The 13,331-nt window shown below is 62.1% G+C and carries 12 protein-coding genes; 6 read left to right on the top strand and 6 right to left on the bottom strand.

The features are described 5' to 3' along the window. Nucleotides 1-101 precede the first annotated feature (101 nt). From JQ641_RS31030 to JQ641_RS31020, 3 genes are all read left to right on the top strand, one after another. Nucleotides 102-1,862 carry a PQQ-dependent dehydrogenase, methanol/ethanol family gene (locus JQ641_RS31030; protein WP_211999688.1) on the top strand — a complete coding sequence of 587 codons (1,761 nt, stop codon included), beginning with the start codon at nucleotides 102-104 and terminating at the stop codon, nucleotides 1,860-1,862. 93 nt (nucleotides 1,863-1,955) lie between these two features. After that, nucleotides 1,956-2,474 carry a c-type cytochrome gene (locus tag JQ641_RS31025; protein ID WP_211999851.1) on the top strand — a complete coding sequence of 173 codons (519 nt, stop codon included), beginning with the start codon at nucleotides 1,956-1,958 and terminating at the stop codon, nucleotides 2,472-2,474. After that, nucleotides 2,474-3,121 (top strand): hypothetical protein, encoded by a 648-nt coding sequence (locus tag JQ641_RS31020; protein ID WP_249150871.1) that lies wholly within the window; start codon nucleotides 2,474-2,476, stop codon nucleotides 3,119-3,121. The genes JQ641_RS31025 and JQ641_RS31020 overlap by 1 nt, the downstream gene beginning before the upstream one ends. Before the next feature lie 46 nt (nucleotides 3,122-3,167). On the opposite strand, the gene JQ641_RS31015 is transcribed toward JQ641_RS31020, so the two are convergent. The 4 genes from JQ641_RS31015 to JQ641_RS31000 form a co-directional block, all read right to left on the bottom strand. Then, nucleotides 3,168-4,673, bottom strand: coding sequence for a L,D-transpeptidase family protein (locus JQ641_RS31015; protein WP_283815236.1), 1,506 nt, complete (start codon nucleotides 4,671-4,673; stop codon nucleotides 3,168-3,170). Next, nucleotides 4,670-5,326: a L,D-transpeptidase gene (locus tag JQ641_RS31010; protein WP_211999686.1), complete on the bottom strand. Its 657-nt coding sequence runs from the start codon at nucleotides 5,324-5,326 to the stop codon at nucleotides 4,670-4,672. The genes JQ641_RS31015 and JQ641_RS31010 overlap by 4 nt, the downstream gene beginning before the upstream one ends. A 234-nt stretch (nucleotides 5,327-5,560) precedes the next feature. Then, nucleotides 5,561-7,402 carry a tetratricopeptide repeat protein gene (locus JQ641_RS31005; protein ID WP_249150869.1) on the bottom strand — a complete coding sequence of 614 codons (1,842 nt, stop codon included), beginning with the start codon at nucleotides 7,400-7,402 and terminating at the stop codon, nucleotides 5,561-5,563. 1,289 nt (nucleotides 7,403-8,691) lie between these two features. Then, nucleotides 8,692-8,928 (bottom strand): hypothetical protein, encoded by a 237-nt coding sequence (locus JQ641_RS31000; RefSeq protein ID WP_211999685.1) that lies wholly within the window; start codon nucleotides 8,926-8,928, stop codon nucleotides 8,692-8,694. Between the two features lie 230 nt (nucleotides 8,929-9,158). Between JQ641_RS31000 and JQ641_RS30995 the strand changes: the two genes are divergently transcribed. The 3 genes from JQ641_RS30995 (at nucleotide 9,159) to JQ641_RS30985 (ending at nucleotide 10,333) form a co-directional block, all read left to right on the top strand. After that, nucleotides 9,159-9,380: a hypothetical protein gene (locus JQ641_RS30995; protein ID WP_211999684.1), complete on the top strand. Its 222-nt coding sequence runs from the start codon at nucleotides 9,159-9,161 to the stop codon at nucleotides 9,378-9,380. A gap of 41 nt (nucleotides 9,381-9,421) precedes the next feature. Beyond that, nucleotides 9,422-9,598, top strand: a complete 177-nt coding sequence (locus JQ641_RS30990; RefSeq protein WP_211999683.1) for a hypothetical protein — start codon at nucleotides 9,422-9,424, stop codon at nucleotides 9,596-9,598. A 306-nt stretch (nucleotides 9,599-9,904) separates the two neighbouring features. Next, the gene (locus JQ641_RS30985) at nucleotides 9,905-10,333 is read left to right on the top strand and encodes a universal stress protein (protein WP_211999682.1); all 429 of its coding nucleotides are present in this window, start codon (nucleotides 9,905-9,907) and stop codon (nucleotides 10,331-10,333) included. Nucleotides 10,334-10,367: 34 nt separating this feature from the next. On the opposite strand, the gene JQ641_RS30980 is transcribed toward JQ641_RS30985, so the two are convergent. Beyond that, nucleotides 10,368-11,051: a MarC family protein gene (locus tag JQ641_RS30980; protein WP_211999681.1), complete on the bottom strand. Its 684-nt coding sequence runs from the start codon at nucleotides 11,049-11,051 to the stop codon at nucleotides 10,368-10,370. A gap of 38 nt (nucleotides 11,052-11,089) precedes the next feature. Then, nucleotides 11,090-12,784, bottom strand: coding sequence for an aspartate-alanine antiporter (aspT, locus tag JQ641_RS30975; RefSeq protein WP_211999679.1), 1,695 nt, complete (start codon nucleotides 12,782-12,784; stop codon nucleotides 11,090-11,092). Nucleotides 12,785-13,331 lie beyond the last annotated feature (547 nt).

Raw genomic sequence — 13,331 nt, 5'->3', positions numbered from 1 at the left:
GCCGACAAGTACTGCCAACAAGAATGCCAACATGAACTGCCAACAACAACCCTCCAACAAGGAAGGCAATAATCATGGCGCGATCTTCAGGTCACACGAAAATGTCAACGCGAGCCTGTTTGCTTGCCGTTGCATTGGCAGCCGCAAGCGCTGCGGGCACACTGCCTGTCTCCGCCGCGGACGAGGTCAATCAGGAACGGCTGCTCAACGTCGACAAGGAAGCCGGCAACTGGCTTCATCATCATCAGAATTATGCGGCTCACCGGTTCTCCACGCTGAAGGAGATCAACCGCGATACCGTAAAGAACCTGAAGGTCGCCTGGACCATGCACCTTGGCGGCATCGAGCCCGGCGGCATCTGGAGCCATGGCGGCCTGGAAGGCACGCCGATTGCCGAGAACGGCTTTCTTTACGTCACCGATGGATGGGGCTCGGTCTACAAGATCGATGCGCATGGCGGCAAAGGCGCGCTGGTCTGGAAGATGGATCCCAAGACCGACCGTGACTGGGCGGGTGCCGTCGCCTGTTGCGGCGTCGATAATCGCGGCGTCGCGTTGTGGGGCGATCTCGTGATTTCTCACACGCTGGACGGCCGGCTGATCGCAACCAAGAAGGACTCCGGCCAGGTCGCCTGGCAGCGCTCCGTGGCCGACCCGGACAAGGGCGAGGTCATCACCGGCGCGCCGCTGATCGTCAAGAACATGGCGATCACGGGCGTGGCCGGCGCGGAATACGGTATCCGCGGCTGGATCGCCGCCACCGATCTTTCGACCCAGAAGGAAGTCTGGCGCACCTATACGATCCCCGGCAAGGGCGAGCCCGGCAGCGAAACCTGGAAGGACAACAACAACGCGATGGCCGCCGGCGGCGGCTCGACCTGGGTAACCGGCACCTACGATCCCGCGACCGACACCATCATCTGGGGCGTCGGCAATCCCGGACCGGATTGGGATAACGCGTACCGGCCGGGCGACAATCTCTACACCGACAGTTCGCTGGCGCTCGACGCCAATACCGGCAAGATCAAGTGGCACTATCAGCACACGCCGAACGATCCCTACGACTATGACAGCGTGGCGGAAAACGTGCTGGTCGATATCCCCGGGCCGAACGGTACGCGCAAGCTGGCGCTCGAAGCGGACCGCAACGGCTTCGCCTATGCGATCGATCGAACCAACGGCAAATTCGTTTGGGGCCTGCCGTTCGTCAACAAGGTCACGTGGACCAAGGGGCTCGACCCGGAGAGCGGCAAGCCGATCGAGTATGACCCGAACAAGTCGGTGCAGACCTATGTCGCGTCGGTGACGCCGAGCCGCACCAATATGGAAACCGACATCTGCCCCGGCAACATGGGCGGCAAGAACTGGCCGCCGACGGCCTACAATCCGGACCTCAAGCTCTGGTACATCCCGGTGATCGAAAGCTGCAACCGCATCAAGGTTGAGGTGATGACGCCGGACAAGCTGAAGCCCCGGGAGTTCTGGACCGGCGGCGGTCCGAGCCAGCCGTTCCGGATCACCGGCAGCGTCACGGCGATCGACGTCACGACCGGCAAGATCGCCGGCAAACTGGAAACGCCGTTCCCGAATCTCGGAGGAATGCTGGCGACGTCTGATCTCGTCTTCACCGGCCAGCCATCCGGCGAGGTGATGGCGCTCGATGCCAAGTCGTTGCAGAAGCTCTGGGAGTTCAACACCGGCGGCGGCGTCAACGCACCGCCGATGACGTTCTCGGTCGACGGCAAACAATATCTTGCCATCCTGGTCGGCCTCGGCGGCGCCTGGGACAAATGGTTCATCGATTCGACGCCCGAGCTGAAGAAGATACAGCCGGGATCGATGCTCTACGTCTTCGCGCTCTGACATTCCCCGAAGGAGGGCCTGCTTCTGGCGGGCCCTCCCGCCTCCCCGACAAGAGACACCATGATGATGTCAAACAAACTGCCGGCGGCGGGCATGCTGCTCGTGAGCGTCGTCGCGCTGAATTTTTCTGCCTATGCTCAGTCGGCGCAGGTTTCGGATCCGACCAGCGCCGGCAAGGCGGTGTTCGGCCGCGCCAACTGCATGGGCTGCCACAAATGGCACGGCAATGGCGGCGGCGGTTACGGCGGCGATGCGCTGTCGCTGCGCAAGACCGAGCTGACGCGCGAACAGATCATCGAAACTGTCGGCTGCGGGCGGCCGGGCACCGGAATGCCGTTCTTCGTACGCGGCGCCTACGATGAGGTGAAATGCTTTGACATGAACCGCGGGGATGCGGGGGCGCAGATGCCGCCCGAGGGCGGAACGTTCCTGCGGCCGAAGGATATCGAAGCCGTCGCCGATTACGTGATCGCCCACATCAAGGGAGCGGGCGAGCCCACTTACGCCGAATGCGTCGCCTTCTTTTCGAGCTCGTCGCGGGTCTGCGACGTCTACAAGGCCGAGGCGCAGAAGCCGGATCATGCCACCGCCAACACGGGGAAGAGCCAGTGATGAACAGATTGAAGCTATCGGGTGTTGTTGCTGCGGGCCTGCTGGTCTGGCAGGCGGTCGCACTGGCGCACTCTCCGGCACATACGGAAGAATTCGGCGGCAACGACCTGCGTGACATCCGCCTCGGAATGGCCGCGGGCGAACTGCCGGAAACCGGCTATGTCGATTTTTCTTGCGCAGATGATCTAAAGCGAACGCTGGCCGGCTGGAACAACTGGCGCGATTGTCCTGCCGACGCGAAGGCGATGCGCGCGATCCGGTTCGGCTATGATCCCTTCACCAGCCGCGATGGCACGATGGTGGCGGGGCATCCGGCGATCCTGACCCTGCTGATCGACGACTCCGGCCATGTCGCCGGCTTGCAGATCGAGACCGATCCGAAGGCGCGGCTCTATATCCGGAAGAAGGCGTTCCTGCTCGGGATCCAGGCCAAGTCACGCTACGGCCAGGAAGGGTGGACCTGCAGTGAAGGTCAGCCCGGTGCGGGAGACCAGCCGGTCGGCGGCGTCTACCTGAAGGAGCGCTGCACCAAGACGGTCAGCGGCCGTTCGCTCACGGTCGAACGCAACCTGTTCCGCCGGCCCGATCAGGACATCAAGAATTTCGTCGACGAAACCCGGATCAGCATCGTGCGGGCCAGGGATTAGGGAGCAAACGATCAGGGAGCAAACTTCGGCCGCGCAAAGAGCGGTCTCACCAGGAAGAAAAGCTGTTTCCGAACGGCGAGCCCCAAAACGGCGAGCTGCGTGGGCGCGCGTAGCGAAAATCGGTCCCCGGACTGCGTCGCCGTTTCTTGATGCCGCCTTGGGGCTCGCCGCTCAACAGCACTACGAAATCCGTGCCCTTGCCGGTTTCCGTGCTCAACGGCTCGTCCGTGACGATCAGGGAAGATCGCGGCGTCATGTTGCCGATGCGATCCAATGCGTCCTGCGGAATGCTGATGCGGTCGAGCGCAGCCTTTGCGGTGCCGGGGTCCGTCGGCACCGGCTCAGCGTCGCGACCACGCTTCGCGCGCGCCCGGTCATCCGGCTCAAGCGTGGCGCCGGGCGGTCGACCGCCGCCCATTGAGACGGCGCTCCATCGCAACCTGGTATCGTCGCCCGAGCGCTCGACGGCGGTGAAGACATGCGTGCCGATGGGACGATCGGGATCCGCGATCGTCACCGCACTTTCATGGATGGGCTTGAATGCCTGACGGACATATAGCCGCTGGGTCTTGCGGCTGATCAACACCGATATCGGCTGCTGTTCGCGTTCGGCCTGGCGGGCCGCCTCGGCCGCCGCGGCCCGCGCCGTCTCCGCCGCGGCGGCAGCTTCACGCGCGGACGTGACCGCATCGAGCCTCGATTGCAGCTCCGCGCTGGCGGCGTCCGATTGCAGCTGCAGCTCCGCGACCTTGACGGCGGCCTTTGCCTTGTCCTCCTCAGCCTGCTCCTTTGCCTCCGCGGAGCCGGGAGCCCCAAGTCTGGTCTCGGCAGCCGCCAATTGCACCTCGGCTCTGCGCTTCAGATTTTCCGCCACGCGAACCGGCTCTCTGGCGCGCGAGGCCTCTCGCAACGCCGTCTCCGTGGCGAGCCTCGCCTGGGCCGCCTTCCTCGACGCCTCCTGTGCCTCTGCGGTGCGGGCGGCGGCCATGGCGCCGGCGCCCGGTTTGGCTTGGAACAGCAGCGGATGGGCAAGCTCAACGGGCGTTACATCGGTTGGCGCCACGATCACACGCATGCCCATTTTTGTCGCGTCGAACAGGCGTTCGGCGAATTCGAATGGCAGCCGGATACAGCCATGGGACGCCGGCCGCCCCGGCAGGACACCGCCATGGAGTGCGATGCCCGACCAGGTGATGCGTTGCATGTGCGGCATAAAGGCATCGTCATACAGGTTCGAGTAATGCTCCTCGACTTTCTGGATGACGCTGAAGATTCCGGCGGGCGTCTCGCGTCCCTTCGAGCCGCTCGACACCGGCGCCCGCAGGATCCATCCCTTGGCGTCGTAGACGGTGATCCGCTGGTCGCGGAGCGAAACGATGGCGATGAGCGGCTCGCTGGCACTGCGCGTCTCGATGGACTCGATCAGGCGTTCGCCGCTTTTGGCACACGCATCGTCCCCTGCCGCGATCAGCACGGCCAGACCCGCAACGGCAAGCAACACGGGCCGCGGCCGCGTCCGCCTGTGCTTCGGATTCACACAACGAGAGGTCATGAGCGTCCCGCGACGGGGCCCATCCACGCTGTCCGCCCGGGCGGCAGGACGACGACGATCGCGCCTGCCTGCACCCGACTCACGAGATCGATGACATCCTCGTTGGTCATGCGGATGCAGCCGGACGAGATGGCATGGCCGATATATTCCGGCTGGTTGGTGCCGTGGATACGGTACAGGGTGTCCTTGTTGCCCTCGTAGAGGTAGATAGCCCGCGCGCCGAGGGGATTAGCTGGACCGCCGGGAACGCGCTTGGGGTAGGGGCCGAGCCTGGCCTGGATCTCCGCCGTCGGGATCCAGTCCGGCCATTCAGCCACACGGCCAACCGTTGCGACGCCGGACCAGGCCTGCGCCTCCTCTCCCACCGTCACGCCATAGCGGATCGCCTTGCCGCCCGGCAGAACGTAATACAAATAGCGCGCGCTGCTATCGACCAGGATCGTGCCCGGCTGCTCCTTGCGCATGTAATCGACAATATGCCGGCGATAGGTCTCGGGAATACTGGCCTGCGCATATGGCGTGTGGGCCAGCAGCTGCCGGTCCCTCGGGGTCAAACCGGCATTCGACGACGGCGCGAGCGTCGATTGCATGCAGCCGCCGAGCCCAAAGCCGAGCAACCCTAAAAGCAACAACGCCAGCCCGGACCTCGGCATGGCCTGTCCTCCAAAGCGTTACGTTGACCATCTGCTTCTCAAAAAGTGCAGAAATCAAGGCGTCGCTGGAAAGTAACCGCGCAATAACGAGAGCAGGTGCCTGTCCATGGAATCGCGCTCAGAAAAAGTACGATAACGACCTGCGTGCAAGAACAGTTCGCGTTGGTGGTTATGGGTCCCGCGAAGGCCGGGACACCTCATGCGATCATCTCATCGGCACGAGAGAGGTGCGCCTCAGAGATTCGAAATCTGCAACAGCTTGCGATCGCCGATCCAGGTTCTGGCAAGATCGGCCTCGGCCTTGCGGGCTGCGGGGCCGTTGCCGCGTGACTTGTGCAGTTCCGCCAGCCCGAAATACGACCAGCCATTGGCGGGCGCCCGGCTGAGCGCGCGCTGGAATTGCCGCTCCGCCTCGGCGTAACGGCCGGCCTGCAGCAGGGCAGCGGCAAGCGACTGCCGGATCGGATAATACCAATAGGGCGGCTCGGTGTAGGCCAACGCGTCCTGCAATGCCGCCGCCCGTTCGAACCGGATGATGGCGGTGCGGTAGTCGCCCCTGGCCTGGGCTACGCGTGCGAGGATCACCGTGCGTGCGATGCGGAGCACCTCCTGCGCCGGGATGCCTGAATCCTTCAGCAGCTTGAAGTCCGCGGTGCGCTCGATCGTCTCGATGGCGCTTGCTGCGGCAGTAGCGCCCGCGAAGTCGCGGTTCGCCACCAGCGCGACGCCGCGCACGTAGAGCCACATCGCCTTGACATAGGGGATCGCATCGCCGGGATCTTGCAGCGCCAAAATGGTCTCCGGCGTGCTGAACTGCGCGTGCGCGAAGTATGGCGCCGCCTTGACCGGCTGCACCATCGCAATGCCCTTGGCCGCCTCGCTGGGAATGAGCTGGCCGAGCTTCTCCGCAGCCGCAATCACGGTCGGGCCGTCGCCGGCCATCTGCGCCGACGCCATCACGAAGTGCACGTTGTGCGGATAATAGCCGAGCCTGTAGACGCCCATCGGTGCGTTGGTCTCGGTCAGGTATTTTTCGTCGACCTTGACCGCGGTCTTGTTGTCTTCCAGCGCGTCCAGATAGCGGCCGACCCGATAATAGATGTGGCTCGGCATGTGCACGAGATGGCCTGCGCCGGGAACCGCGCCGCGCAGTTTGTCGGCATAGGGCTCGGCGCGCTTGGGCCGGTCCGACGCCTCGACGGCATGAATGTAAAGGTGAATAGCGCCGGCATGATTGGGATTACGCGCCAGCACGCGCTCCAGCGTCGGCACGATCGGCACGCTTTGTGGCTTGGCGTCGCGGCCGCCCGGCTTCCAATAATCCCAGGGGCTGAGATCCATCACCGCCTCGGCATAGAGCGTGGCAATCTCGTCGTCCTCGGCAAACTGTTTTGCTGCCTTCGCCATTTCGGCCGCGTAGGCCGCGTCGAGTGGCGCGCGAGCGGCCTTGGGATCGCTGCCGTAGCGCACCGCGATGGCGCTGATCAGCGCCTGCTCGCGCGGGCTCGCTTTGCCGGCCAGCGCTTTCGCCTTCTGCGCGGCGGCATAGGCGGGCGCGGCCGCGTCCTCCGGCATCGGGAGGTTGATGTTGGGACCGAGCACCAGCGCCTCCCCCCAGAAACACATGGCGCAGTCGGGGTCGAGTTTCTGCGCCATGCGAAACGCGCGTCGCGCCTCATCGTGATTGAAGGCGTAGGCGAGACGCAGGCCCTGATCGAAATAAGCCTGCGCGCGCTCGTTCGCGGTCGTGATCTTCCAGGTGGTGGAGCCGATGCCGGTCCACAGCGGCGGCTCGATGTCCGCGAATGCCGGCGCGGGGCTGGCTGCGCTCATCTCGGCGCGCGGCACTTCCGTCTGCACCAGGCGGAACATCATGTTCGGCCGGGTGGTTCCTGTCGGCGGCCCGCAGGTCGGAATATCGGCGTCGGCGATCGGCAGTGATGCATCCACGGCGGTTGCGCGTGCGTCCGCGAGAATAAGGCCGCTCCCGGCGAGCAGCGTCGCCAGTGCCGTGCCGCCCAGTGCGGCAAGACTTGCGGAAACCAGCAGGCTTTGCGATCGCGTGAATGTCGCCATGGTGGGCTCCAAAATCGGCGGAGAGAAAAAATCTGCCGGATCCGCGACTTCGTCGGAACCGGGTCCAAAGAGGCCCTGAAACGAATTTTCAGACGTTCCCGTCCATTCCGCAAGACGACTTGCAATATCTGCAGCTGCGACATGTTAGCGTCGGCGGAAGGCTCGCCGTAATGGGTCAGTAGTGCTGCTCTTGTCCACTTCAGGGCCAGAAGGCGACAACTGGATGCCGCGACGTGCCGACGGCTCACAGAGGTAGGCGCGGCTCAAGCGAGCCGCGTCTCCACGTAGCAGAGCTACTGGCAAGGATACATCCTGCCGTCGTCGAGTTTTGTCATGGTGCCAGGCCGGCACGTAAAGCCGTTGCGGGTCGCGTAGTCCTGCACGGGGTACCCGTAGGCCGCGTAAGCACCACCTGCACCCCGGTAGTAAGGACCGCCGGAGTAATAGCCCGTTCCTCCGTAGTAAGGCGCGGCAGCGACGGCAGCAGCCGTGCCGACGACGGCGGCGCCTGCAAGGCCAGCGCCGACTGCCCCGGCCCCATACCCGTACGCAGCTCGCCGCGCCTGTCGGCGCGCAACACCGGCGACGCTCACAGGGGTCAGCGGGCGGCCGACCCTTGCCTGGGCGCTCTCGATTGACAGTGAGATGCCGTCTTGCTCAGACCAACCGAAGGAGAACAATGCCGCACACGTGAAGGCGGAACCTACAAGGACAGCCCTTGTTACATGTTTCATGGGTTACTCCATTGCGCAAAAGAGCCCCCACGACGGCACGTACTTGCTGGCCTGCGTCGCTTCTTTGACCCAGATCAAGCTCGGCCCGCTCTATTGGCAGCGATGATTGAAGTCGGCCATCTGCAACGTCAGGCGCTGGTAGCGATCCTCGCCGCGCGAGCACCGCGGAACAAGCTCGAGAAGGCAGCCAGGAAGCTGCCTTCTGCAGTCCGCTAGGTGAGCACCAGAGCCATCAGGCCTGAGCACAGCAGGACGATACCTGCAGCGGTCACAGCAAGAAACGCGTATGAGGCAAATTCGTCGCGCATAGTGCACCTGTGAAACTGTCGTGCCGTCGAACTTTCAGCAACGGCTGATGCACAAGTTACCTGGAAATCGTGTTGGGCCGATTTCGAGCTGGCGACAAAATGACTTCAGGACAGTTTCGTGGGTCGTTACCGATGAAGTTTAACGACGCAAGCGCGATCAGGGTGGATGGGCGTCGCTTTTTGCGACATGGAGCGCGTACTCTGTATCAGCTGGCCCTTCGACCCACGTTTCATGGCTGGCGGCCGGTTAAACCATTGACTTCACGGTGATCCAAATTGCGAACAGTACGACGAGAAGAATTAGCCCGGCGACAGCGACAAGTTCAGGGTCTAGATCGATGTCCCCGTTTGGAAGTCGCCTGACACCGTACCACGGCAGTTTTTGGCCGGAGAATTTGAGGCGTTTACCAAAGAGCAGATAGAGCGCGCCGAACCCGACGAGCCCCGAAACGATTTCCAGAATTATTTCCCACACTTGCGCCATGCAAACGATCTAGGTTGCGGATTTCGACTTTAAAGCTCCTGCGAGAGGCGCGACGCCAGAATGTTTGCCGCTTTGTAGTCGGCACCGACCGTGAGAACCACCGCTGGCTAACGGGCATCATCACTGAGGCTCGACTTCTTCGCGATCGGGGTCCCCGCCACTCGGAACACTGAGGTCTAAGATTTCGAAGTTGTGAGCGGCTACCGAAAATACTCATGGTAGGTTGGCGCATGACGTCCATGGAACCACGGCTGTCAACCGGTGGCGATGCAACCGCTGCAGCGCCACTCATCATCAATGGCTTGACCGTCCGCCCGCGAGAGAAGGTCAACCTGTGGCGCTACGGAATTCTCTTCCTGCCGGATTTTGCGATGCTCCTCGTCATCGCCGGTGTCGGCATGCGCCGGCTGTTGCGTTATCTTGACGCCAAGGAAAGCCCATCCACTAACTAAGGCAGGCGGAGAACTTCGCTCGTGAGATCCTTGGGTATCGCATGTCGTTGAAGACCGCCGATAACATCCTGAGCGTCTTCGAGATCGTCTTCTATGTTTTGACGTTTGCCGTTTGGGCGACCATGGGTTTTCCAGCATTCAACACAGTCGCGGTGTGCGTACTGTTGTTCATCGTCGCTGCCATCGCCTGTCGTTGGATTGTGTCTCGCCAGCCCTGACGTCCTCAGCCTCGAAGTCTGCGTCGGAATGTCTCAAGAGTGCCACAGCGGGCCAGTTGGCTGTTAAAGCCGACGTAGGCGATTGGGCGCTCAACGGACGTGGGAAGTTGCCCTCGCTCCTCGGACGGGCTAAGCGCAGCTTTCTCTATTCCAGCCTTGGTTCTCCGTGCATCCAGTACTGCGGATGCGTAGCTGCATCGCGGCACCGTGGGCCGATAGATTGATCTATCGCAAGACTGTATCCGAAGCGCGGCCCAGCTTGCATTCGGAAGGCAACGCCATGTCCAGGAAAGTGGGAGGTGAAGCATGTACCGGCATATTCTCATTCCGACGGATGGGTCGAATCTAGCGCAGCGTGGCGTGGCGCATGGGTTGGCGTTGGCCAAATCCCTGGGAGCGAAGGTGTCCGTAATCTTCGTTGTGGAACCGTTTTCAGAAATGACAGGGCGATTCCAGGAAGCAGTCGCAAGATATGCTGAGCTGCGCAAGGAACAGGCCGCGAGCACGTTGGATGGCGCGGCAAAGTCGGCCAGGGAGGCTGGTGTTGCCTGCGAGACGATTCAAGTGGAGAACGGGCAACCCCATCAGGCCATCATCGCAGCAGCCGAGGACAAAGGCTGCGATCTCATTGTAATGTCATCGCATGGGCGCAGCGGACTTCCCATGCTTCTAATCGGAAGTGTGACAAACAAGGTGCTGGCGCAAGCGAAAACCCCCGTACTGGTATGTCAGTGAATGTGCAGGCCGCGGTCTCAGGACCGTCGTTTGGTCAAGCCGGCGTAACTCCGCTGGCTACCGATTTCGCAACCTCGACAACACCGTTGACGATGATTTGCACGCCAATGCAGAGCAGGAGAAACGCGGACAATCTCGTCACCACGCTGGTGCCCTCTTCCCCGAAGAGCCGTGCCATGGCGCTCGACTTGCGGTACGCATGATAGATCGTACCCGTCACCGCGCAGGCGACGACGAACGACACGATGTACGATGGGAACATGCCGTTCAGGTCCGCGGGCCTGGCGGTACCAATTGCTATTGCTGTTGCGATCGTTCCCGGCCCGGTCGTCAGCGGAATGGTTAGTGGAAAGAACGCCATCCTTTGAATTGTCGAGAAGTTGGCACTCGAAGCCGCATGAGCTCCTGTTGCAGCCGGTGCGGCGTGAAGCATCGACCATCCGGTCGCCGCAACTACGAGACCGCCGGCGATCCGCAACGCCGGGATCGTGATGCCGAAGAAGTTGAGTATCTGACTTCCAAGGAAAAGAGACACCAGCAACACGCAGAACGCATAGGCCGCAACCCGCAGCGCGACGCGCGCGCGCTCACTTTCGGACAGTCCCATTGTCCTGTCGAGGAAGATGAAAGACAGCCCATAGGGGTTGATAATGGCAAACAAGGCGCTGAAACCGAACAGGAAGTCGCCAATCCATCTGGATGTCACGAACTCGGTCATGATGTTTTGATCATGCAGCTGCACCTCGGAGCGGCCATCTAGCCGGCGACGACGAGAACGATTATCGAGCCCCACATCGTCAGTAAGATGTTGGCGACCGGATAAGCCGTCGCATATCCAAGCACTGCCACGGGGCTTCCGGAGCGTTCCTGCACCGCGGCCATCGCTGCCGTCACGGTCTGCGCTCCGGCGAGTGCCCCGAGAAGCAGGATCGGGTTCATGCGCAGCACCAGATGGCCAAAGAGCAGACCGATGAACTGCGGCAATAGCGTTACGATGACGCCGCCGAGGAACAGCCCCAGACCGGTTTCTCGAAGTGCCGAGAAGAACGTCGGCCCGGCCTGTATCCCGGTCAGCCCGACAAATGCCGCCAGACCCAGCGAGGTCATCAATCCAATGGCGCCGTCAGGAATCCGCCCGAACAGGGGATGCCGCGTGCGGAGAAAACCAACCAGCAGCCCGGCGAGCAGCACTCCAACGCTCGTGCTTAGGCTTATTTTGACGTTCCCCACCGGAAAGGTCACGAGGACACCGACCAGTCCGCCCAGAAATATCGCGGCTCCAAGCACCACGAAGTCAATGCTTGCACTTGGTGCGATGGTGGCGCCGATCCTCGAGGAGGCGGATTGTACGAGTGCGTCGGGGCCAACGATGCGAAGGATGTCGCCACGCTCGAGAGTGACGTTGGCTGCAACGGGAATCTCCTCGCCGCCGCGCTTTATCGACCGCAGGTAGACGCCGCGCGTCCATTCCTGCTTTGAAATGTCGCCAAGGGTGGACCCTGCGAAGTTCGCATTGATTACGAGAACGTCGGCACTTGCGACCGGAACATCCAGAAGCTCTCTGTCCTCACACTCATCAGCGAGCGGGCCGATCAACTCGACGATGGCCTGACGTGGTCCGGACAGAGCGACCATGTCGCCTGCTTCGAGCGTCACGTCGGGTGCCGCGTCGATGATGTGCTGCCCGCGACGAATGCGGTGAATGAAAAGACGCTGGTTCGGCACCAATGTTTCGGCCACTGCCGCCGACATCCCGGCCAAACGCATCCCTTCAGCCAATCGATACGCGCGCAGTTCAAACTTCCGCCAGGCCGACGCGAGGTCCGGCTTGGCAGCCGTCATACCCAGGGAATCTTCGAGCTTTCGTGCTTCGATTTTGAGGTCGATCTTCAAGAGTGCCGGGGCAATTGTTGTGCAGAACAGGATCACACCGGCGTAACCGAAAATGTAGCAGACAGCATCCGCGACAGCCATGTGAGCTATCAGTCGGGCGCGATCAGCTTCAGGCAATCCCAGCCCATTGATCGCATCTGTCGCCGTTCCCATGGCAGCGCTCTGCGTGAGCCCGCCCGATAACAGCCCCGCCGCGAAGCCGGCATCGAAACCGAAAGCCTTGGCGACCAAGATTGATGTTGCTAGCCCTGTCAAGCTTACGCATAGCGCCAGCAACAGCGGCCTCGCGCCGTTCCGCTTCAAGGCAAGTACGAATTGCGGCCCAACGGAGTAGCCAACTCCAAACAGGAACAGGAGGAAGAGAAAGGACTTGGTCATGCCCGAGACCGGGATGGGGGCGAAATGTCCTGCCAGTAGCCCGGCGAACAGAGCACCCGTGACCGGACCGAGGGTGAGCGTCCCGATCCTGAAGCTTCCGATCCAGTACCCAGCCGCAATGACCAGGAACAGCGCAAGCTCGGGGTAGCGAACCAGGAACTGCTCCAACCAGACAAGCACTGTGTCCCCCTAAGCGGTTTCTCGGCAAGATCAAGAAACGAAAAGGGGGTGGGCGCTGGACGTCCTGTTGATCTAGATCAAATGTCTTGCGGGTCGGAGCGGCGAGGGGGCCACGGAGCCAGTTGCGCAGCGGCTGCGGCCGTAACATCCAGCCCGACGGGCAAATCAGTTCGGATTTACGGAAATGATGTCAAGTAGGAAATTTCTGTAAATCAAAAATAATTCTGTTGTCGGCCGACCCAAATCAGTGCGCATCTATCGACATCCCGTCCCACTCAGAGGGCGTCGGCCGTCGTCACGGACGTTGGACGGGTTGCGGTGGACGCTGGTTTACGCCTCGACGACGGCGTGGACTAAGCGTACGGCAAAACCGTGTGGTCCTGGCGCCCGTTGCAGGCGTCAAGCTGCCGGCTAGGCGCAAGCTGAACCGGTGGCGACGGAGTCAACCCAGAACTCGTCTCCGGGGAGAGCACGGCATAAGCCGTAAAGCCATTGCGCAGGGAAGGCCGGGTGTTCTCCGCTGCCCTGTATGCTCGTGTGCACTTTG

The sequence above is a fragment of the Bradyrhizobium sp. JYMT SZCCT0180 genome (genome assembly GCF_018130165.1).
In the GTDB taxonomy this organism is placed as follows: domain Bacteria; phylum Pseudomonadota; class Alphaproteobacteria; order Rhizobiales; family Xanthobacteraceae; genus Bradyrhizobium.
This window is presented reverse-complemented; position numbering and strand designations above follow the sequence as displayed.